The organism is Aporhodopirellula sallentina SM41 (genome assembly GCF_000346505.1).
Taxonomy (GTDB): domain Bacteria; phylum Planctomycetota; class Planctomycetia; order Pirellulales; family Pirellulaceae; genus Rhodopirellula; species Rhodopirellula sallentina.
The window spans coordinates 1-20,998 of sequence record NZ_ANOH01000384.1; the positions used below are offsets into that span (position 1 = coordinate 1).

12 protein-coding genes are annotated in these 20,998 nt (G+C 55.6%); 3 read left to right on the plus strand and 9 right to left on the minus strand.

Annotation, left to right across the window (positions count from 1 at the left end; all coding sequences use genetic code 11):
- Nucleotides 1-144: 144 nt before the first annotated feature.
- The 6 genes from RSSM_RS24855 to RSSM_RS24880 all read right to left on the minus strand — a co-directional run bounded on the left by RSSM_RS24855 (nt 145) and on the right by RSSM_RS24880 (nt 12,331).
- Nucleotides 145-1,419 (minus strand): DUF1501 domain-containing protein, encoded by a 1,275-nt coding sequence (locus tag RSSM_RS24855; RefSeq protein ID WP_044303600.1) that lies wholly within the window; start codon nt 1,417-1,419, stop codon nt 145-147.
- 89 nt (nt 1,420-1,508) lie between these two features.
- Complete coding sequence (locus tag RSSM_RS24860; RefSeq protein WP_236621366.1) at nt 1,509-5,156, minus strand: DUF1553 domain-containing protein; 3,648 nt, start codon at nt 5,154-5,156, stop codon at nt 1,509-1,511.
- A gap of 50 nt (nt 5,157-5,206) precedes the next feature.
- Nucleotides 5,207-6,652, minus strand: coding sequence for a DUF1501 domain-containing protein (locus RSSM_RS24865; RefSeq protein ID WP_008686422.1), 1,446 nt, complete (start codon nt 6,650-6,652; stop codon nt 5,207-5,209).
- 239 nt (nt 6,653-6,891) lie between these two features.
- Nucleotides 6,892-10,101 (minus strand): DUF1553 domain-containing protein, encoded by a 3,210-nt coding sequence (locus RSSM_RS24870; RefSeq protein ID WP_008686424.1) that lies wholly within the window; start codon nt 10,099-10,101, stop codon nt 6,892-6,894.
- On the minus strand, nt 10,098-11,837 hold the full coding sequence (locus tag RSSM_RS24875; protein WP_008686425.1) for a FecR domain-containing protein: 1,740 nt from the start codon (nt 11,835-11,837) through the stop codon (nt 10,098-10,100). Before RSSM_RS24875 ends, RSSM_RS24870 begins: the two co-directional genes overlap by 4 nt.
- Complete coding sequence (locus RSSM_RS24880) at nt 11,837-12,331, minus strand: sigma-70 family RNA polymerase sigma factor (RefSeq protein ID WP_008686426.1); 495 nt, start codon at nt 12,329-12,331, stop codon at nt 11,837-11,839. Before RSSM_RS24880 ends, RSSM_RS24875 begins: the two co-directional genes overlap by 1 nt.
- Nucleotides 12,332-12,707: 376 nt before the next feature.
- Here RSSM_RS24880 and RSSM_RS24885 point away from each other — a divergent pair, with 376 nt between their 5' ends.
- The 3 genes from RSSM_RS24885 to RSSM_RS24895 all read left to right on the plus strand — a co-directional run bounded on the left by RSSM_RS24885 (nt 12,708) and on the right by RSSM_RS24895 (nt 18,328).
- Nucleotides 12,708-13,955 (plus strand): DUF1559 domain-containing protein, encoded by a 1,248-nt coding sequence (locus RSSM_RS24885; protein WP_008686427.1) that lies wholly within the window; start codon nt 12,708-12,710, stop codon nt 13,953-13,955.
- Nucleotides 13,956-14,184: 229 nt separating this feature from the next.
- The gene (locus RSSM_RS24890) at nt 14,185-14,409 is read left to right on the plus strand and encodes a hypothetical protein (RefSeq protein WP_236621367.1); all 225 of its coding nucleotides are present in this window, start codon (nt 14,185-14,187) and stop codon (nt 14,407-14,409) included.
- Between the two features lie 733 nt (nt 14,410-15,142).
- Nucleotides 15,143-18,328: a glycoside hydrolase family 2 TIM barrel-domain containing protein gene (locus RSSM_RS24895; protein WP_008686430.1), complete on the plus strand. Its 3,186-nt coding sequence runs from the start codon at nt 15,143-15,145 to the stop codon at nt 18,326-18,328.
- A gap of 257 nt (nt 18,329-18,585) precedes the next feature.
- Here RSSM_RS24895 and RSSM_RS24900 read toward each other — a convergent pair whose 3' ends face one another.
- Genes RSSM_RS24900 through RSSM_RS24910 form a run of 3 tightly spaced genes read right to left on the minus strand, consistent with a single transcriptional unit; the run spans nt 18,586 to nt 20,989 of the window.
- Nucleotides 18,586-19,017, minus strand: a complete 432-nt coding sequence (locus tag RSSM_RS24900; protein WP_008686432.1) for an ArsR/SmtB family transcription factor — start codon at nt 19,015-19,017, stop codon at nt 18,586-18,588.
- 56 nt (nt 19,018-19,073) lie between these two features.
- Entirely contained in the window at nt 19,074-19,769 is a 696-nt protein-coding gene (locus tag RSSM_RS24905) for an ABC transporter ATP-binding protein (protein WP_044303598.1), read from the minus strand.
- Nucleotides 19,770-19,771: 2 nt separating this feature from the next.
- Entirely contained in the window at nt 19,772-20,989 is a 1,218-nt protein-coding gene (locus RSSM_RS24910; protein ID WP_008686437.1) for an ABC transporter permease, read from the minus strand.
- Nucleotides 20,990-20,998: the final 9 nt, after the last annotated feature.

The window sequence follows — 20,998 nt, forward strand, 5'->3', positions numbered from 1 at the left end:
GCTTGGTCCGGCCTACAGTCAGACCGCCACCCCATCAAACGTTTGCGTTCGAAACATATCGAGACCGTTGCCCGCAGCGGGATGCGCCTGAATTCAGACCACCGAAAATCGGCGGAGCAGATACCATCCTTTTTTGATAGCGTCCTAGCTGAACAGACTCCGGATGGGGCGGCCGCGGTCGGTGATGGGAACGGGACGGTCACCGTCGTAGAGATTCTTGGCTGGGTCGATGTTCAGTGCGGCGCAGATGGTCGCGAAGAAGTCGGGAACGCTGACGGGGTTTTCAACGATCGTTTTTGCTAGCTCATCCGTCACGCCATACGCACCGCAGTGGTTCAGCCCACCACCGGCGAGCACGCACGAGAACGCTCTGCCGTGATGTCCTCGACCTCCGCCGCTGTCAAACTCCGGTGGACGCCCAAACTCGGTCGTGATCACGATCAGGGTTTTGTCGAGCAAGCGATTGTTGTGCAGATCCGTGATCAAGGCGGAAACGGCGTTGTCGAGTTCGCGAATCAATTGATGCTGATTGAGAATCCCCGCATTGTGGACGTCCCATCCGGCACCGTTGAGGAAATTCAAATTGTGTGAGACTTCGATGAACCGCACACCACGCTGCACCAGCCGACGACTCAACAAGCAACGTTGCCCAAACTCGCCGCCATATTGATTGCGGAGGCGGTCGGGCTCCGAGTCGAGTTGGAAGACGCCACCGAATTCCGGACCGCTGAGTTTTAAGCTTTGTTCGATCGCGGCGTCATAGTCGCTGATCTTTTGATCGGCGACTGCCTTGCCGCTCTGTTTCAATGCAGTCAAGAATCTTTCGCGGCGAGCCTGGCGATCCGGTGTGATGCCATCGGGACGTGACAGCCCGGCCGGTCCCTGGCCAGTGTCGGTCAGATACAAATAGCTGTCTTTGGCACCCAAGAAACCGGGTCCACGTGTCACGTTGGGGTATCCAATCAAAACATAAGGCGGTGCACCGTCGTGAACTGCACCGCGTTCATGAGTCACGATCGAACCGAGCGATGGGTACGTCACCGTGCCACTGATGTCTCGACCTGTGTGCATCCGGTTGGTCGTCGCGGCGTGCTCGTCGATGACATCATGATGCACGCTGCGAACGGCCGTTACCCTTTCCATCAAATTGGCCATCTTGGGAAGGTGTTCACAAAGTTGAACGCCATCGACGCTTGTCTCAATCGGGTCGTAGTACGAACCTGCCTTCTTCGTTTTGGGATCACCTTTACGCTTCGGATCGAACGTATCGATCTGGCCCATACCGCCGCCGAGCCAAATGGAGATCACGTGTTCGGCCTTACCGGCAACGGGTACCGGTGTTGATTCAGCAGACGCGATAGTGGGCAACACAGCACCCGATGCTGCAATCGCGAGAGCCTGACGACGGTTGATATTCATTGCATAAAACCTTTCGCTGATCGGAAACCGCAGCGTGATGGCGTTCCGTCTGGGGACACCTTCGGCGCTGCACTTCATCTACTGGATTTTTAAGGAATCCAAACAAACTCGGCGTGGTTAACGAGACTCCACACCACGTCTTCGTAGACCTCTCTCCACTCAGGGCGAAGCCGAGGGTCTTCATGCGGGCCGCGTCGAACGCGACGTTCCCATTCCTGTTGGATCTCGTTCGCTTCCGGCACCAAGTGGTTCGTCCATGTCGACTGAGGCAACAGTGGATCGACCGGCGGCGGCGTGATGTCCGACGATGGCACCAACCGATCTTCGAATCCATTGTCTAACGCGGAAACAAAGAGTTGGCGTTCCGAAGGGTTCGGGTAGCGTGAAAGGAAACGCAGGTAGAGCGACGACACTAACTGCTCGGCAGACGACGCGTGCACCGCCAAGTCGGCGAGATCGCTTTTGTAGGCGGCTCTCGTTAGCGATTTGGACAGATTGCCGTTCGCCAAAATACCGGGCTGCAGCACGTTGGGATCCGTTTCACGCTCGACGATCGGTTGTTGGCGGGTGCCCGTCCAACCGAACGCTTCGAGTACATCGACGACGGCCTGCGCTCGCGGCAACGAAAGACTCGGACGATCACGCTCATTGTTGAGTCCGGCAAACATCCACGCACGCTTCGGTTTGCCGAGTGTGACCCGTCTACTCATCGCCTGTGTTCCATCGTGCACGAAGGTCAATTCTTCGACATCCATTTCGCGACCGGTTGCAGTGAACAGCGAATCGACAACCTGCTCCGCCGTCAAACGTCGCCGATCCGGTGCGGCAAAGTAGCGTTGGTCCGCCGTCGCGGATTCGTTTTGTCCGATCGCCTCACGTTGATAGGCACGCGACGTCATGATCATTCTCAGGACGTGCTTCAGATCGTAGTCGTGCGTTACCAGTTCAGTTGCCAATGCATCGAGCAACTCGGGATGGCTCGGTGTTTTTCCCTCCCAATCATGGGCGGGTTCGACGAAGCCGGCACCCATCAAACGTTTCCAAAGATGATTGACGACCACTCGTGGGAATCGCACATTGTTCGGCGTGGTAAACAAAGCCGCCAAACGCTCTCGGGGGTCTTTGGGATTCTGCATGAGTTCGTCGAGTTGTGGTGAATCATCCGCTCCGGTGAAGTCCGCAAAGGGCCACTTGGCTTTGACCGACTCGCCGAGTTTCAACGTCACGCTAATCAACGACTCTCGCGTTTGATTTTCAAAGAACTCATCAGGCACCCGACTGGTCTTCGGCGGTGTGATTGGTTTTCGACGCAGCATCGCCGCGAGTGAAAACAGATCTTCCTGTGTAGTGCTGTGAAAGGGCGAGTCGTGGCAACGAGCACATTGCAGGTCGATGCCCAAAAACGCCGCCGCCAGCACGTGAGCTTTGGCAGCCATCGGTGCGTCGTTTTCTCCCGCGATGGCAAATCCGGCGCTGCCGCCGTAGTGAGCATCGCCACGCATCAAGATCAATTCGGTCACCATCCGGTCGAGCGGTTTGCTATCGCGTAGTGATTCATAGAGGAACCAGCGAAACGGTCCCGTGCTGCCGAGAGAAACGTTTAGCAGTGTCGGGTTTTCTGCTAACAAATCCATCCACAAACTGACCCAGTGATCCGCGTACCGGTCATCGGCCAGCAATTTATCGATCCATTCATTGCGGTCTGGATTTGCGAAGAACGCCGCGGCCTCCGCTTCACTCGGTGGGACTCCGATCGTGTCAAGATAAACTCGCCTCAGGAAAGACTCATCACTGAGAATCGGCGCGAGCCTCGTTGCCTCCTGATCGATCGGCTGTGCAGGCCAAACCGCCCCCGACGCTACCCACTGTTCGAGCGTTTGGATTTGATCGGGAGAGAGTCCGGTGTCTGTGGGCGGCATGTTGCCATCGCGAATCTGGACAATCAGTTCGCTGTTGTCGGGATCGCCGGGCACAACCGCGGGAAGATCAGACTCACCACTCGCGAGTACAGCTTCGTGAGAATTCAGTCGCAGCCCGCCCTTGCTCTTCGCGCCATGGCAACGAAAACACTCGTCTCGCAAGATCGGCAACACTCGCTCGTAGAAGTTGGCGGTTGTTTCTTTGTCATGTTGGTTCGAGTGAGCGACCGCAAGACTGATCTTTTCGGCAATCGCTCGATCAATCGGATGCTCGCTCGACGAGTGTTTTGCTCGAGTTCGTTGTTGGATCACATCGCGTGCAATTTCATGACGATGATTCCAAAACTCGTTTTGCGATAACAAGGCCGTGCGACGCGTTGCATCGTCTAGCTTGGTGAGTGAGTTTTCAATCCTTACTAGTTCCGAACCAACGGCATCGTCGGTCAACGGAAGCGACAGTGAAGGACTGAGAACCACGAAGGTGTTGCTGTTTTCATACTGCATCGCCACACAGACTTCTCCTGATTCGGTGCGGTAGCCTTTCCCGCCGACGACGAGCTCATAGACCACACGAACCGACCGGGCTTGATCGCCTTCGACAACGCATTCCCCGAAAACTTCTTGTTGAGGAAACCGCACGACACGGTTTCCCGGTGCGGGCGGATCAGCAATGGGGACAATGGGTTGCAGGTTTCCTCCGCCATGCGGGTTCTTTCGTGTTCGAGCGACGACCTTTCCGCCGATCCAAAGTCGGCTCAACGATCGCGCCCTCACCAGCACACGATGCTTTCCCGGTGGAAGAGAAACGTCACTGGCAAATCGGACCAACAACGGCGAATTCCAGCGTCCGCGAATGCCCCAATCGTCGTAGCGGACCGGCACGCGTGGCAGAAGAAACGCGTCGCCGGTCCAGCTCACGATTTCGCGTGGCCATGATTCGCCATCGACTAGCCAGCGAGAGTTACTCGGCAGTCCTTCGGCAACGGTGAACAGAACCTTGCCCGCAGTAACGTTGTCTAACTCCGGTGCAACCTCGGGAAGTGGTTTCGGTGCCGGTTTCGCCTTGGCGACTCGCGGGCCACCGACTCGGTTGAAACGTGACGCGATCGTTTTGTCAGATAATCGCTCTCGGTGAACGGCAACGTTGTCGAGGTATCCGACGAAGCTGTTCGACCGACCGCCACCACGTGATGATCCGATCCAAACGGCGTCGGCGTCCACGACAGGAGGCTCCTTGGTCGCTCCGCCCATGTCCCAACGACCGTTCGCGGTCTGGCCATCGATCCAACCGCGAATCGACTCGGGGCTGCCGAATCGGTACGCCACCGCAATATGATGCCATCCCGTTGCACACTCGAATCCCTCGTCGGATGTCCATCGGTGCCAATGCGATTGATCGGATGTGAGCTCTGTCGCAAAGAGAAAGCTCGCTCGCACCGTGCCACCATGCGAGACGGTGCGCAGTGCCCAGTTTTGGTTATCGGGTGAACAAAGCGGCGAGCCGGTTCGACCTTTGCCGATCACGTACATCTGTTGCCCGTCGCGGGCCGTTTCGACTTTCACCCACGCTTCGATGGTAATGTCGTCGCCGTTTCGAAACTGAAACCGGTCGTCGTTGAGAAATTTGGGTACGGCCAGGTAACCGCCGCCGTTGAACTTCAACGCAGTATTGTCATCTGCGAAATCGGGATACTCGGGAGGTCTCGGGCCCGCTTGGTCACGTTCGACTTCGCCGTTAAGGTCCAGTGGTGAGGCTCCTTCGCTATCAAACGTCCATCTCGCAGCGACACTATCTTCGGTCGCATGAGCTGATGTCATGGCAGCGATTGTTAGCGTAATCTCCACGAAAAAGATTCGAGTAATCATGGCTATCCCGTTACCAGTTGCTTGCAGAAAGTTCCTTCGTTGATCGTGGGGCGTTCGGGACGACCTTTGTGAATGTAGGTCAGTTCCATGTTGTCGAGTCCGAGCAGATGCAGGATGCTCGTGTGGAGATCTTGGACGTGTTGGCGGTCGACCGTTGCGTGCAGTCCAAGGTCGTCGGTCTGGCCAATCGCTTGACCGCCTTTGACGCCACCGCCCGCCATCCACATGGTAAATCCGCTGGGATTGTGGTCGCGACCGCTGCCCTTTTCGCTCATCGGCGTCCGTCCGAATTCGCCGCCCCAGACGACGAGTGTGTCGTCTAGCATGCCCCGGCGTTTCAAATCTTTGAGTAGCCCTGCGATTGGTTTGTCGACGCCGCGGCACAGCGCCGAGTGGTTGCCTTCGATGTTGCTATGCGAATCCCACTTTGAACCAGCGCCACTGTACAACTGGATGAACCGAACATCACGTTCGGCCAGCCGTCGACCGAGCAAGCAGAGCCGTCCATAGCCGCTCGTTTCTTTGTCGTTGATTCCGTACAGTTCGAGCGTCTCTTCGGTTTCGTCACTGAGGTCGATCGCGTCGGGAGCTTCGGATTGCATGCGGAACGCCAACTCATAACTCGCAATTCGGGCTTCCAGTTCGCTCTGCTCAGGATGGATGTCTGCGTAGTTGCGATTGAGCGAGTTCAGAAAATCCAATTTCGACATCTGTCGTGTTTGGGTGATGTCTTCGGGAGTGTTCAAGTAAGGGATCGGTTGCGTCCCTTCGCTGAGCCGCGTGCCTTGATACGCCGCAGGCATGAACCCACCGCTCCAGTTTCGAGGTCCGTTGACGATTTGCGAGTTGTTGTCCTGCATGACAACGAACGCAGGGAGGTTTTCGTTTTCACTGCCGAGTCCGTAGGTCACCCAACTGCCCAACGATGGCCGACCACTCAAAATCGAGCACGTGTTCATTTGGCAAACGCCCGCGGAGTGATTGATCCCGTCGGCAACACACGAGCGAATGACGGCGAGGTCGTCAGCACACTCGGCGGTGTGAGGCAGCCAGTCGGAAATCCACAGCCCGCCTTCGCCATGTTGCTTCCACTTGCGTTTGCTCGGAAGCAGTGGTGACTTCATCTCACCCATCGCCGTGATCACTTCACCAAAGCTATCCGGGATTTCTTGGCCGGCTAACTCGTTTAGCAACGGCTTCGGGTCGAACAGATCCAGATGGCTCGGTCCTCCCTCCATGAACAAAAAGATGACGCGTTTCGCGGTCGGTTTGTGGTGCGGGAGTTTAGGAGCGACCGGGTTAATTGGCGGGGCCTTGGGGTCGCTATCGCTGGCACGGACCGGTTCGGCGTTCGCGCCGGACATCAGCCCGGCCAAAGCGACGGCGCCAAAGCCGGCACCGCTGCGTGCAAGGAACTCACGTCTCGATTGGGGGATCTTGATGTGCATGACACGTTGGGGTGGGGACGGAAGAGAGGCGGGGAATCGATATTCACCCAGAGGATTTCAATCAATGGGCTCGGAGGGATGGAGGGTGTCTTTTGGTTGGACGTCACCAAGTTCGGTTTGCCACTACGAGAAACGCGTGCGAGTTATTTCGCCACAGTAGAAACGTGCGTCGATGCGTTTCACCTCTCAAAACAAGCCGCATGGCGGAGCCCAACTCATAGCCGATCTGGCGATTGAAACTAATTCACATATAAGAACTCATTCGAATTGAGTAACGCGTGGCAGAAATCGACGAGAGCCCCTTCCTCGGGCGTATCGTTAATGATCGCTTCGCCGGACGCCATGATTCCATGTTTGTCGCTGGCGCTGTTTCGACGGACGCCCGGGTCGACTTCGAATTGCCAGTATCCGACCACGCCGGGGATGTCACGCTCGACGGTCTGTAGAATCTCATCCACCTGGATCGCTCGACTGACCAAACGCACGTCGTCAACCAAGCCATCGAATTCACTCGCGCCGGTACCGCTGCGGCGACCGATGGAGATAGGGGCTTCATTGGCGATGCCTTCGCTGATGTTGTGTGCCACCTCCGCGATTTGCAGCGGTTCGTCATCGTTAGACAAGTCCTTCAAGAAAAAAGTGACCTTGCCCGGTTTGTCATCTGTAGCCAATCGAACGCTCGCCGATGCGTAGTACGGTGTATCCAACGCGATATGCTGATCCGAGAAGACTGCTGCTTCACCAAGTTTGCCGCTTCGCAATTGTCCGAACATGTGCATGACCAGCGTTTGCGGCTTTCGGCGGGAGCCCTTGCCCGTGACGCCAAAGTTCCAACCAACAGGATTCTTTTTCGCGTTCCATTTGCTGACGATCGAACGAACGCTTCCCGAACTGGCGATCGATCGCAATTGAAAGAAGGTTTCAATTGTAAAGTCGCTCAGGTTCAGTTCAGGGGCATGGCGAATCGACAAAACCAACGACGGGTCGTCAATCTGAAAGCGAATTGCCTGACCATCGCGATAAGGCAATTTGGATGTCTCGATGAGAGTTTGATCTTCCTCTTGTTCCGATCGTTGCTTCTCGAGCGAACGCAGGTGTGAGGTCTGCCCAGCAATGAATGCCAACGAGGCACGCAGTTCGTCGGGCGTGGCGTCACGGCCAAAGGTACGTCGCCATGCGATCGCGACTCGCGTTTCCAAATCGCTCGATTGCCGCGATACGAGTTCAGCCAACGATCTCGCGTAAGACAACATTTGGTCGCTGTTGAACAGCAACAGTGACTGGATCGGCGTGGTCGTCGTATTGCGAGACGAGTTGCTCGAAAAGAACTGCGGCAAATCGAAGCTGTTTAGCAATTGATCAGGTGAATTACGCATTTGCCGAGTGTAAATCGATCGATACGGCGAATCCGCGTGAACGCTGCCTCCACCATTTCGATTTTTCATCCGTCCACAGACGACGAGCAACGAATCACGAATCTGCTCCGCACTCAACCTCGTTGTATCGTGCCGCCAATAGAATTCGTTGGCAGGATCGATTTGTTGGAAAGCGGTAAATTCAGAGTGTTGCGTCGATTGCCGATAGGTCGCCGAGAGCAAGATTTTGCGATGCAGTGACTTCAAGCTCCAGTTGTCTTTGACTAACTCCGTTGCGAGCCAATCGAGAAGTTCCGGGTGCGACGGCGGGCCGCCGAGAATGCCAAAGTCGCTGGTGTTTTCAGCGAGCCCGCGACCAAAGTGGCTTTGCCAAATGCGATTCGCAATAACGCGTGCGGTCAACGGATTGTCGGGCATGGTGAGCCACCGGGCCAACGTCGTGCGACGACCGCTGGTGATCAACGACGGCGAAGCGACGATCGGCAACGGCGACGCTTCCATGATGGCGGGAACACCTGGCTCAATCGGTTTGTTTTTAAACTTCGGAATCGTCGTCGGTGGCGGCGGTTTGATGACTTCCGTCACGGACATCGCCGTCGGCAGCGGCTTCGGTTTGAGTGAGTCGAACGCTTTGAGTTTTCGACGAAGCTCAACCAAACGCTCTTTGTCCTCTCCTTTGATGATCGAATTGAGTCGGCCGTGCTCGGCCTCAACCTGGCGTTGAACCAGATACGTCAGCTGATCTTCGTAACCCGTACGTTGATTTTCGGGTGTGCGCGCGATCGCCTGGATATCCTCCGGGAAGCGATCGATGGCAATGTCGCGATACTTGTCACGATAGGGCTGTTCAATGGCAGCAATCTGTTCGCGTATCGTTGCCGTCTTCTCTTCCCATTTCTTTCGCTTGGCGTCATGCCGGGCAATTTCTTCCGCAGTCGCGACGGCAATGTCACGGGGCATGATGGGGGCAAAGAAGGCGCGGAGGCGGAAGTAGTCTTGCTGCAACAAGGGATCGAATTTGTGGTTGTGGCACTTGGCACACTGCAGCCCCAATCCCATGAACACGTCTGCGGTCGTGTCCGTCAAATCTTCGATAATCGTATTCCACTGCGTCGGCGCGTCACGAATATTCCATTCGTAAACCCAGTGACGCAAATAGCCGAGTGCGACCTGAGCGTCGAGGTCGCCAGGGAACATTTCGTCGCCCGCTAGTTGTTCTTGGACGAAGCGGTCGTATGGCTTGTCGTTGTTGAAGGACCGAACGACGTAGTCGCGGTAACGCCACGCCTGCGGACGAAACCCATCGGCACGATACCCGTCACTGTCGGCGTAGCGGACGAGGTCGAGCCATTGCCGGGCGGCGTGTTCGCCATACCCCTTCGAGTCGAGCAGTGAATCAACGAGTTTCTCGTACCCATCGGGGGATTCATCCTCGAGGAAAGCCGTCACTTGGTCCGGAGTGGGCGGCAATCCCGTCACGTCGAGATAGAGCCGTCGCACGAGTTCCGTTTTGGTCGCTTCACGGGCAGGCGACAACCCGTTGGATAGCATTCGGTCGGCGATGAAATGATCGATCGGATTGATCGTCCAACCACTCCTCGCAATACGCGGGACCTGTGGTCTCGTCAGTGGTTGTATCGCCCACCACGCACGGTCGTTGTCGTCGAACCGCTCGCGTTTGCGGAGCGGAGCGTTTGGATCCACGCCCGGCCACGGAGCACCAATGGAAACCCAACGGGTCAACGTTTGAATCTCGCGATCGGATAGTTTTTCATCCGGTGGCATCTCCAACGATTCATAGTTGACCGCATCAATCAACATGCTTTCGTCGGGCTTGCCAGGAACAATCGCGGGCTCACCGGATTCGCCACCATGCATCAAGTCTGCAAACGAATCGAGTCGCAAATCGCCACTCGACTTGGCATCGCTGTGACATTCATAGCAACGCTTTGCCAGTAACGGCCGCACTTCGTTTTCGAAGAATTTCGCGTGACTCGGCGTCACATCTTGGCCGAGGACACTATGTGCGAAGCAACCTAGAATCAAAAATGGAATCAGTTTCCGCATGTTCATTCGACTTCCTCTTGTCCATAAGGAAGTCCCGCAATGAAGACCGGATCAATGCAGTGTTCGTCGTCCATCACATCTTGAAAGAAGAGACCTTCGACAATGGAGTCGTCGTCGTAGCCGAGGTCGCTGAAGTCGATGCTAACCGCAATCGCCCAAAACGACATCGCGGGATTGCGTATCTGAAATGTTCCGTTGAGCAAATCATCAAGCGAGTCGATCTGCGAATCGAACTGCATCAGTTCGAAATCCGGGACCGGCCACGCTTCCGGCGAGTTCAGCGTGATGTCGTAACGCATCACCGTGTGCGATCGCAAATTAGGCTCGAACTTCAGCGGACTGACGTGGAAACCATCGCCCGCGACAGGATTCATGGCTGATTGCAATTCAAAAAACACAACGTCGGGGCCGGGGCGATTGACGACAGGTTCACGAAATCGAATCGCCATTCCCGGGGTGAGTTCCTTACCATCGGCGTGACTCATCACGGGATCCTGTGTCAGTGGTTCGCGACTGCCGCCGGGGTTGATCAAGCCGGTATGGAGATAGGCATCGGACTCCAACGCTTCCCGTCGATCATCTCCCTTGCCAGCACTCACGCCAACATGTGTTGATAGATTGCTAGTGTTGTTGCCTCCGCGAAAATGGATCACCTCCACGCCGATCAATTCGTCAACGTGGTAGAGACGCTGAACACCCGCGTGTTGAATGGAAACGCTCTCGAGCTTCCCTTGCAAATCTTGACTTTCGCTCGCAACATGAAATCCGACAATCCGATCGGGCAGTTGTCTGCGGTAATGAGTGGGGGTGAAGTCAACCGATGATGATTCTCCACCGTCGAAGCGGCTGGCCTGTTTTTCCTTAAGGAGAACTTTTTCCGAGTCGTCCTTGTCGAATTGTCGTACCTCGGCGGCGCCTTCGATAACCTGAACTTCCGTATTGCCGCCTTCGTCGACCGAAACCGAAAAACGTGTCCCGAGGTCGGTGACTTCCGTTTGCGGAGTGATCACTTGGAAGCCCTCGGCGCCGTCGGGTGCGTGCACACTGCACTTGCCGGCTTTCACCAGAAGCTGCATCGGATCGGCAATCTCGATCACGCTCGGTGCTTCTAAAATCACCTCCGCACCGCATGGAAAAACGAGGGACATCATTCCGTTTACCAGTGCGTACTCGTGCTGATATTGCAACGACTGGCCTCTCGGCGGAGTTATCTCGTTAAAGAGTTCGGCGCCCGCGAGGTCTGCCAATCGGACCAAATTCTGATCCGTTCTCTTGGCAACGACTTGCTGCACCACCGTCGGTTCACTCTTGGTGTTCTCAACGGACTGCATGGTATAGAACGCAAACGCAAACATGAGCGACACGGCTACCGACGCGACCGAAACGAGCCAAGGCGCTAGATTGCTTCGGTGAGATGCGACAACTGCACTAGCTCGTTCCGTTTCATTCGTTCGCGTTTGCGAAGACGTCCGTCGCGTGGACGCATATTCGGCCAGTGTCGACGCCCAATCGAAAACGGATTCTGCGTTTGCGTTCTTCTCGTCGGAGTCTCGCGAGAGAACGTTCACCATCTCCGATTGCAGGTCCATGTACTGCAAAAAGAGAATCCGATTTCTCGAATCGTCACGAAGGAGGAAATCCAGTTCCTCGATTTCTTCCTGCGTGATCGTCCGGTCGATGAACGCGGCCCCGAGTTCTTCGAGGCGCCGTCGTGTAGCATGGGGATTGTTGTTCTGGTTCATCAAAACTCATCCATCGCTAGTTTTTTATCGATGCAGTTCATTAGGAGATGACGGATTCTTTTCAGATCGCGGAACAGGGTGCGCCGACTCGCGTTTACTTGCTCAGCGATGAGATCAGGTGCGATGCCTTCGAGGTAACGGGATCGCACGAGCTCCAGATCATTTTCGGGCAACTGACTCATGCACTCTCCGAGCACGCTCAGGCGTTCACTTAGCGACACTTCCTGTGCCTGGCGTTCTTGGGCCAATAGTTCCAAGACGTCGCCACTGAGAAGAGGCATCTGCCGCGACTGACTTTCACGCCATTTCAGGACGTGGATGTACGCGAACTTGTAGGCCCACGGCAGGAACGGTCGGCTCGAATCGAAAAGTTCAAACTTCTCGTAGAGCGCAAATGATGTCTCTTGCAAAACATCGCGTGCATCGTGCGAGGTACCGACGAGCGAGTAGATGTAGCGATACAGTTGATCGTGGTGTTCGGATAACAACTGCACAAGCGTTTCAGATTTCGATTGGGGAGGGTCTAAAGGGATCACAGCAGATTCTTTTGCTCCTTTTCGATTAGCGAGTCAAGCAAACTCAACTGAACCGCCTGCGTCCGTCTCGGCGAGATAAAGCGGTTACCAATGCAGATGGCAGATAGCGAATGTGCATCACAAGAAGTGCCACGCGGTCGCTCTTACTTAGTGGCTTGGCCGATCGCGTGCCACGATTTCTGAGGATTTGAATCAATTTCATGTGCATTCAACGAAATCGATTCTTTTTGAGAGAATTCGTGGCACTGCGACAATCTACCACGGAAACAAACCCTGCGGGGGCAAAGCACCCCGTTCCGGGTTTTCGTCACCTTGCTTCTTCGGAGTGCTTTTGATGTGTTTTCTCAAGACAACACGTGTGCGTCAGGGTTTTACCCTGGTGGAACTATTAGTCGTCATTGCCATTATTGGTGTGCTCGTTGGATTGCTATTGCCCGCGGTGCAGGCGGCTCGAGAAGCCGCTCGGCGGATGAGTTGCAGTAACAATTTCAAACAACTCGGGCTCGCAATTCACAACTACCACTCCGCCTATAATCAACTGCCTCGGTTGCAAGGTGGAACGAATGCAATCGGTGCAATCAATGGCGGCACGACGGCGCCTTCTTCCAACAACCGTGAGGAACTCAGCATTCTCGTCGGGTTGATGCCGTTCCTGGAGCAGCAAGCCCTTTGGGAGCAAATTTCGAACCCGCTGCAGGATCAGAATGGGAACATCCATCAACCCATGGGCGGCAACCCGCAAGCCAACTTGAGTCACCATCAGATCAGTCGTTATGAACCGTGGTTAACGGAGATTCCGAGTTTGCGTTGCCCTAGCGACCCTGGTGCCGGTTTGCCATCGGCGGGCCGCACCAACTATGTCGCCTGCTCCGGTGATTCAGCTTACATCTGCAATCACGGGTACGCCGATGAAGATGGGAATCGTACCAGCCCGAACAATCTAGCTGAGCTGGCTCGGGCGTCTTGCCGCGGGATGTTTCAAGCTCGAGCGGACTCCTATTTCCGTGACGTCTTGGACGGCCTCTCCAACACGATCGCCATGGGTGAAATCCCGACCGACCTGGGTGATCAAGACAAACGAACTCACGGAAAAGCAGACATCGGTGGAGCTGCGAGTGGCCGTGGTACGGGGCAGGGAATCCGGGGGCCAGGCGAAGCGCTTTCGTGTCGTACCTTCATCGATCCTGAGCGTCCGCAGTTTTGGGCCAGTGGTACGAATGTCGGCGACGCTGAGCAGCGCCGAGGCTACAAGTGGGCATCGGGACGTCCAATGTACGGTCAGATGAATGCGATCCTAGCTCCCAACAAAGAAATTTGTGTCGCAAAAGGGACCAGCCCACGGGCAAATTATCACGGCAACGCGATGATTGCTCCTCCAGGAAGTCGGCATCAAGGTGGTTGTCATATCTTGATGGGCGATGGTGCCGTCAAGTTCATCACGGACTCCATCGAAGCGGGTGATGAGACCAGTTCGCAGGTCTACTACGGCGGTCCGATCGCCCCGGGATCGAAGAGCCCGTTCGGTTTGTGGGGCGCTCTGAGCACCGCCGCATCGAAAGAAACAATCGACGCGGAGTTCTAATCCGTTCTCACTTCGGTTTTGAATGATTCGTTTTGCAGGATCGTTGTTTCCACTGTTCAGCATGCTGAATCAGTTGCGTTTGCAAATTGATCCAACCCGGCGTTTTACACTTTTGCCATGTTGCATGCGTCAAGGCGAAAGTGCGTTGCTGGTTGAGTTATCCGTGTTGAGTTTCTTATCTCAGCTGATTTCGTTTTTCTCTTTCCGTGTCTCCTCTGTGAACAATCTGATGAAACCTTTCTCAAGTCTACGATCGCGACTGATTCCGTTATTCGCAGTCCTACTTTTCAGTTCGCTGATTTGTGGCTGTGGTGATGAGGGCGGTCCCGTCGCCAGCGAAGATGAAGTGACCGCGTATCTCACTGCTCATCCCGAACTCAAGAAGGATCTCAATTCGGAGTCAGCAATCGTCGCCATGGAAACAACATCGCGAGCAATCGTTGCTGCGCCCTGACACGCAGTGGAATACCGACACCCCGTTCGCGCCAAAGGCGTGTAAAGCAAGTAGCCGGTGGTCGAGCGTAGCGAACGCCACCGGCACGTTTTAGGTAGCGTTGAGTTTGGACCTGAAGCGTTGACGGCGGAAGTCGTCGTTTCGCTTGCCTCGACGATTTGGAAAAAGAAATTGTCGCGTTGTTGCCGGTTCTGCTGTTTCGACGGCCGTCAGGTTTCCTGTCCGACTGCGGGTGGCTGCGTGGTGTTTTCTCTATGCGTGCGCATGCCTATCTGGACGGCGGCAAGTGGCCGTTGATGCGAGCTAAATTTTCTCGTAGTGGATCTTGTTGAAGATCCCGGTACATGAGGACCTTTAACAAGATCCACTACCGCCTCCCGAAAGCTAGGCCGCGTCGGACTACAAGAGGCACCCCCTGCCAGTTGGCATGCCCCAACTAAAATCTATTGAGACCGTCAGAAACAATCTCTGGTTGATCGGTAGGCAACTCACTCCACCTTCCTGGGGTGGTTGCTCGCATCCACGGTTCTGCCGCCTGCGACGTCCTTTCGCAGGTGAATTCATTACGCCTGAGCCGTACCGTCTCTCTTCAGTCCGCTTTTCTCATGCGGTGTCACGCGTCCGTCGGTCCTTTGGTTAGACTGTGGAGCCTACGGAAGATTGAGGCTCGATCTCGAACCTTAATTGACGTCACGGGCGTTTCGTATTTGCTGCATCCTCTTAGTTTAGAAAAATGAAATTTCAATTTGGCGCGTTGTTGGCCCTGTTGGGAATGGTCTGCGTTGGGAACGCGAATGTGTTCGCCAATGATTGGGAAGACGAAACGGTTATCGCGCGGCACAAGATGCCCGCACGTGCGACCTCATACTCGTACTCCTCTGCCGAGGACGCGTTGAGCGGCGAACGCACGCGATCACGGATGCTGTCACTCGACGGGAGTTGGAAATTCCACTTTGAGCCAGACTCCCAAAATCGTCCACTCGATTTCTACCAGCCAAACTTTGACGCGAGCTCATGGGACGCGATCGAAGTCCCTGGCAGTTGGGAGATGCAGGGTTACGGCACGCCGATCTATACCAATTCAAAATACCCGTTCGCAGCCGATCCGCCGCGGATCGATCGCACCAATCCGGTAGGATCTTTCTTGCGTGATTTTGAACTGCCCGCGGGCTGGGACGACCAACGCATCGTTCTTCACTTCGGAGGCGTTTCGTCCGCGTTCTACTGCTGGGTCAACGGCCAACTCGCCGGCTACAGCCAAGGCAGCCGATTGCCGGCCGAATTTGACATCAGCGAGCTCGTTCACGAAGGCAAGAACCAAGTCGCTGTTCAAGTGTTTCGATGGTCCGACGGCAGCTACCTCGAAGACCAAGACATGTGGCGTCTGAGTGGCATTCACCGCGAAGTCCTCGTGCTCGCACAACCTAAGGTCGCAATCAACGATTTCGCGGTCCGCGCGCAGCTCGATGGGAACTATCAAGATGGCATGTTGAAGATTCGTCCTGAGATCCTGTTGGATCGATCGGCCAATACCAAAGGTTGGAACCTTAGCGTCGAGTTGTTCGATGCCGACAAGCAGAACGTCCTTTCCGAAACCGTTTCCATTCCTGTCGAAAAGATTGTCAAAGAATGGTACCCGCAGCGGGACAATGTGAAATTCGGCTTGCTCGAAGCCGAGGTGGACGCCCCACTGAAATGGTCGGCTGAACAACCCAATCTTTACACCGTGGTTCTATCGCTGACTGACCAAAACGGGCGGCTCGTAGAAGCACGCAATTGCCAAGTTGGATTCCGAACGATCGAAATCAGCAAACTCGGTGAACTGTTGGTCAACGGACGTCCCGTCAAAATGATGGGCGTGAACCGACACGATCATGATCACATCAACGGCAAGGCATTGACTCGGGAGGATATCCGCGAAGACATTCTTCTGATGAAGCGGTTCAATTTCAATTCGGTTCGAACATCGCACTATCCCAACGATCCGTATCTCTACGAGGTGTGTGATCAATTGGGCGTTTACGTGATGGATGAAGCCAACGTGGAATCACACGGCGTGCGTGGATTACTGACGAACGTTCCATCCTGGCATTCCGCAATCACCGATCGAATTATCCGCATGGCCGAACGAGACAAGAACCACCCGTCGATCATTTCATGGTCGCTGGGGAACGAGAGCGGATGTGGCCCCATCCACGCCGCCGCCGCGGGATGGCTGAAAGACTTCGACCCAACTCGCTTTGTGCATTACGAAGGTGCCCAAGGTGATCCGACTCATCCCGATTACATCGAAGGCGGCGGTGCCGGAGTCGCGAATTGGCCGGTGATGGCGAACCCGACTGATCCGCCGTACGTGGATGTGATCAGTCGCATGTACCCGACCGTTGAGCAGTTGCAAAATCTCGCTGACGCGCCACAGATCAAGCGACCGATCGTGATGTGTGAGTACGCTCACGCGATGGGCAATTCGCTAGGCAACCTGGCTGAGTACTGGGATTTGATCCGCTCGCGGCCGAACCTGATGGGCGGCTACATCTGGGACTGGATGGACCAAGGGCTCGAAACCGAAACTGCCGACGGGACAACCTATTGGGCATACGGTGGTGACTTTGGCGATCAACCCAACTCCGGCAACTTCTGCCTCAACGGTGTGATCGCATCGGACCGTACCCCAACGCCCAAAACGTGGGAATGCAAGTACGTTTTTCAGCCGATCGCTTTCGAAGCGAGCAGCCTTCCCGCTGGAAAACTGCGAATCACCAATCGCTCCCATTTCAACAACCTGAACGAATACGAGCTTCGCTGGTCAGTCTCCGAGGGACGTCGAGAATTGGTAGCCGGTTCACTCGCGGAAGTCGACCTCGCTGCGGGTGAAGCGACCGAGATTACGGTTGCGCTGCCTGAGATGAGGTTCGCACCCGGAGCCGAATACTGGTTGCGAATCAGTGCTCATCACAAAGACGCGCAGTCATGGTGCGATGCAGGATTCGAAGTCGCGAAGGAGCAGTTCTTGCTGCCCATCGGAACCGTTGAAACCACCCCATCGACACCAGCGGGTGAAGTTTCGGTGAACGAGAATGCCAACCAACTGCAACTTTCGGGGCAGGGTTGGTCGGCGAGTTTCAACCGACAAAACGGTCTGCTCGAAAGCTACCTCGTTGGCGATCAGCAGGTCATTGAGAAACCGTTGGAGCTGAATTTCTGGCGTCCGCAAACCGACAACGACCGAGCCGGCGGAAAGACGCATGTGCATCAGAAGTTCTGGAAAGATCTCGCCGATACACGGTGCGATACTTCCATCGGTTTTGAAACGGTTCCAGACGGCAAGGTTATCGTTTCGACAAACCATCGCTGGGGCGACAAAGTCAACGCGAACGTTGGCTACCAAGTTAGCCCGGATGGGCAGATCCAGGTGAGCGTTGCCTTCAGGGCAGATCCGAGCTTGCCAGCGTTGGTGCGTTTGGGGATGAAGGTTGGACTCTCCAAATCGCTCGAACGGATTGAGTATTACGGTCGAGGGCCGTGGGAAAATTACGTGGATCGAAAACGCAGTGCGGAGGTGGGCGTTTACGAGGGCAAGATCGAGGACATGCAGGAACGCTACCTTCGTCCTCAAGAAAACGGCAACCGCACCGATGTTCGCTGGCTGAAACTCAGCGGCCACAAATTTGGGTTGCAGGTGGACGGCGCCGAACCAATCCAGTTTTCGATCTGGCCATGGTCAATCGAAACGGTTGATAAAGCGTTGCACGATTACGAGCTAAAACCACAAGGCTTTTATTCATTGCATCTCGACCACCGGCACATGGGCGTGGGCGGAGATGACTCGTGGTCGTACAAAGCACTGCCGATGGAGAAATACCGGGTGCCCGCAGGTATCTACACCTGGTCGTTCACCCTGTCACCGGCGGCGAACTAGAACGCTTTGATAAATGATGTAGCCGAAATCGCTAGACTTGGGGGACCTGAATTCTGGCGAGTCCGGCTACGGGATCGGATACGTTCCATTTCAAAGTTCACCAGAGTAGCGAAACTCGCCAAGAGTTTCGGCAGCCGCCTGGGATCTCCGAAAGACTTGGCGACTTTCGCTGCGGGATTGGACGCGTTTAAGTTTGGAACGCTTTGCGTCTTGGTTTGGTCGGCAGGCTTGGGTATGCCATCGGGTACCGCGGACGGCTACGAGCAGCAGTGGCCGTCGTGATCCAACGCGTCGGCTCGTTGCTCGTCCTGCTCCGACTCCGGCATCTCGGCGCTCGCGAGTTTCAGGCATTTGAGCAGTTGGCGATGGAACGGCGAATTCGGCTTCGCGAGCGAGTAGTGATTCCACTGCCCCTCGCGGCGGCCGACGACGAGGCCAGAGTTTCGCAGACACGACAGGTGCTGCGAAACTCGAGGTTGTGACATTTCCAGAATGCTCACCAAATCTCCGACGCACATTTCACCACGCAGCAGCAGGTTTAGGATTCGCAATCGGGTTCGGTCAGAGAATGCACGAAACATCTCATCGATCGCCGTTTCCGAATTGCCGCTGTTGCTGCGTTGAGTCTTCGTAGAGCCGGCACGGCCACTTTTGCCGGAGCCCGGACGAGCTTTCGTTTGAGTGGCCATTGCCCAACCCTTTCGTCATGACGCGTTTTTGATATGGATAAGCCTGGGCTTATAACTTAGGCAACATTAGCCGTTCCTGGCGAGTGCAAATCACCGATCAATCGCCCTTCGGTGAGCCGAATGGTGCGTTTCGCTCGTTTTGCAGCCCCAGGATCGTGCGTCACCATCACGATCGTCCGGCCTTCCTCGTTGAACTCTTCGAAAAACCGGATCACCTGAGACGCCGTTTCCGGGTCGAGGTTGCCGGTCGGTTCGTCTGCGAGAATCACCGCCGGGTCGTTCGCCAGCATGCGGGCCAGTGCCACACGTTGTTGCTGCCCGACGCTGAGCTCGGACGGCTTGTGGTGCATGCGATCACCGAGCCCGACGCGTTGCAGCAGTTCCTCGGCCCGGGATTGCTGGTCCGTTTCAGGTACCGACGCCAAGTACATCGGCACCTGAACATTTTCCAGTGCCGTCAAATACGGAACCAGATTGAAGGTCTGGAACACATACCCGATGTACTTCTGGCGAAGCTCCGCCCGTTCGTCCGCGGTTCGATTGTAAACGGAATGCCCGTCCAGAGTGACCTCGCCAGATGTCGGCGACAGCATGCCGCCGAGCATCAACAGCAGCGTGCTCTTGCCGCTCCCACTCGGCCCCACCAACGAGACAAAGTCGCCGCGGTGAATTTCAATCGACGCGTCGAGCAAGCCGACGACCTTCTGTTTGCGAAGTGTGTAGTCCTTACATACGTCTTGCATACACAACATGATTAAATCTCCCTAAAAGTTGCGACGGGATCGAGCATGGCGGCGCGTCGGGCCGGAATGTAGCTGGCGATCAAAGCGACGCCTGCAGAAATAGCAACCGCCCAAACAGAAAGTTCAGGCATCGGCAAAACGGTGACTCCGGCGAGTCGCGGCCCCATCGTGACGGCGGCCAGAGTACCGATGGCGAAACCGCCCATGCCTCCGACTAACCCCAACAGCAAAGCTTTGGTTAGAAAGAGTCGTTGAATCAGTTTCGAACGAGCGCCCATCGCCATCAGCGTACCGATCTCTCGTCGACGCTCGGAAACGTTGGCGAACATGAAGTTCGCGATCCCCGCACCGCCGACAACCACGATGATCGCCACAAAGATTTGCGACAGCCGTTCCATCATGTTGTGGACTTTGATCTGAGTGTCGACGACCTGTTTGATCGTGACCACTTTCGCTTCGGGCAACAATTCATTGACGCCGCTGACGAGCCCGGCCGAGATCTCTTTGCAACAGCCGACGACTTCGATGCAGTTCACCACCGGGCCTTTGCCGGCGAGGTCTTGAACCTTATGCAGGTGCGCGAAGACTCGCGAGTCGTCGACGGTTCCTGTTTCGGGCAGCACCGCGATGACTCGAAACTGATCACCTAACAATTCAACGACCGAGTCTTTTTCCAAGCCTTGCATTGCGGCAACATCCGCACCGATCAAGACTTCGTCCTCGGCCAAATCCTTGATGACACGTTCTCGAACGAGGCTTCTTTCGTCAGTCTCCGCAGGCTCATCGGCCAATTCGAGAGCACCGCAGCCGATCGGCCGGGAGAAAATTCCCGCACCGGCCCACGCCGCCTTCGCCTGGAATTCGCTCTTCGGCAGGATGCCGGTGAGCGAATAGTTGCGGCCGCCGAGATCGACAGGCACGCAGAGCTTCGGTGATAGATTGTCGACGCCTTGCAAGTCCGACATCGTCAGCCGCATGACATACTCTTCCGGAATCACTTCCTGGTGCATGTCGGCGGCGTAGTAGTCCTGCAGCGAGACCGACTTCGGAAGAATCAGCACGTTGGCACCGAGGCTATCGAGCTCCCGGGCAACGGCCTTCTCCGAATAAAACGTGATGTTGCGAATCGCGACCACGGTCGTGATGCCTAGCATGATGCCCATCACAATCGTGAGCATCTGGCTTTTGCGTTCGAACAGTTCACGCCATACGAGTTTGCGTAAATTCATCGTGAGATT

Bases quoted from the DNA above. Each gene is read 5' to 3' on its own strand.
- RSSM_RS24895 (WP_008686430.1), top strand. From the start codon at position 15,143: ATGAAATTTCAATTTGGCGCGTTGTTGGCCCTGTTGGGAATGGTCTGC.
- RSSM_RS24865 (WP_008686422.1), bottom strand. From the start codon at position 6,652: ATGCACATCAAGATCCCCCAATCGAGACGTGAGTTCCTTGCACGCAGC.
- RSSM_RS24900 (WP_008686432.1), bottom strand. From the start codon at position 19,017: ATGGCCACTCAAACGAAAGCTCGTCCGGGCTCCGGCAAAAGTGGCCGT.
- RSSM_RS24860 (WP_236621366.1), bottom strand. From the start codon at position 5,156: ATGACATCAGCTCATGCGACCGAAGATAGTGTCGCTGCGAGATGGACG.
- RSSM_RS24910 (WP_008686437.1), bottom strand. From the start codon at position 20,989: ATGAATTTACGCAAACTCGTATGGCGTGAACTGTTCGAACGCAAAAGC.
- RSSM_RS24890 (WP_236621367.1), top strand. From the start codon at position 14,185: ATGAAACCTTTCTCAAGTCTACGATCGCGACTGATTCCGTTATTCGCA.
- RSSM_RS24885 (WP_008686427.1), top strand. From the start codon at position 12,708: ATGTGTTTTCTCAAGACAACACGTGTGCGTCAGGGTTTTACCCTGGTG.
- RSSM_RS24870 (WP_008686424.1), bottom strand. From the start codon at position 10,101: ATGAACATGCGGAAACTGATTCCATTTTTGATTCTAGGTTGCTTCGCA.
- RSSM_RS24855 (WP_044303600.1), bottom strand. From the start codon at position 1,419: ATGAATATCAACCGTCGTCAGGCTCTCGCGATTGCAGCATCGGGTGCT.
- RSSM_RS24905 (WP_044303598.1), bottom strand. From the start codon at position 19,769: ATGTTGTGTATGCAAGACGTATGTAAGGACTACACACTTCGCAAACAG.
- RSSM_RS24875 (WP_008686425.1), bottom strand. From the start codon at position 11,837: ATGAACCAGAACAACAATCCCCATGCTACACGACGGCGCCTCGAAGAA.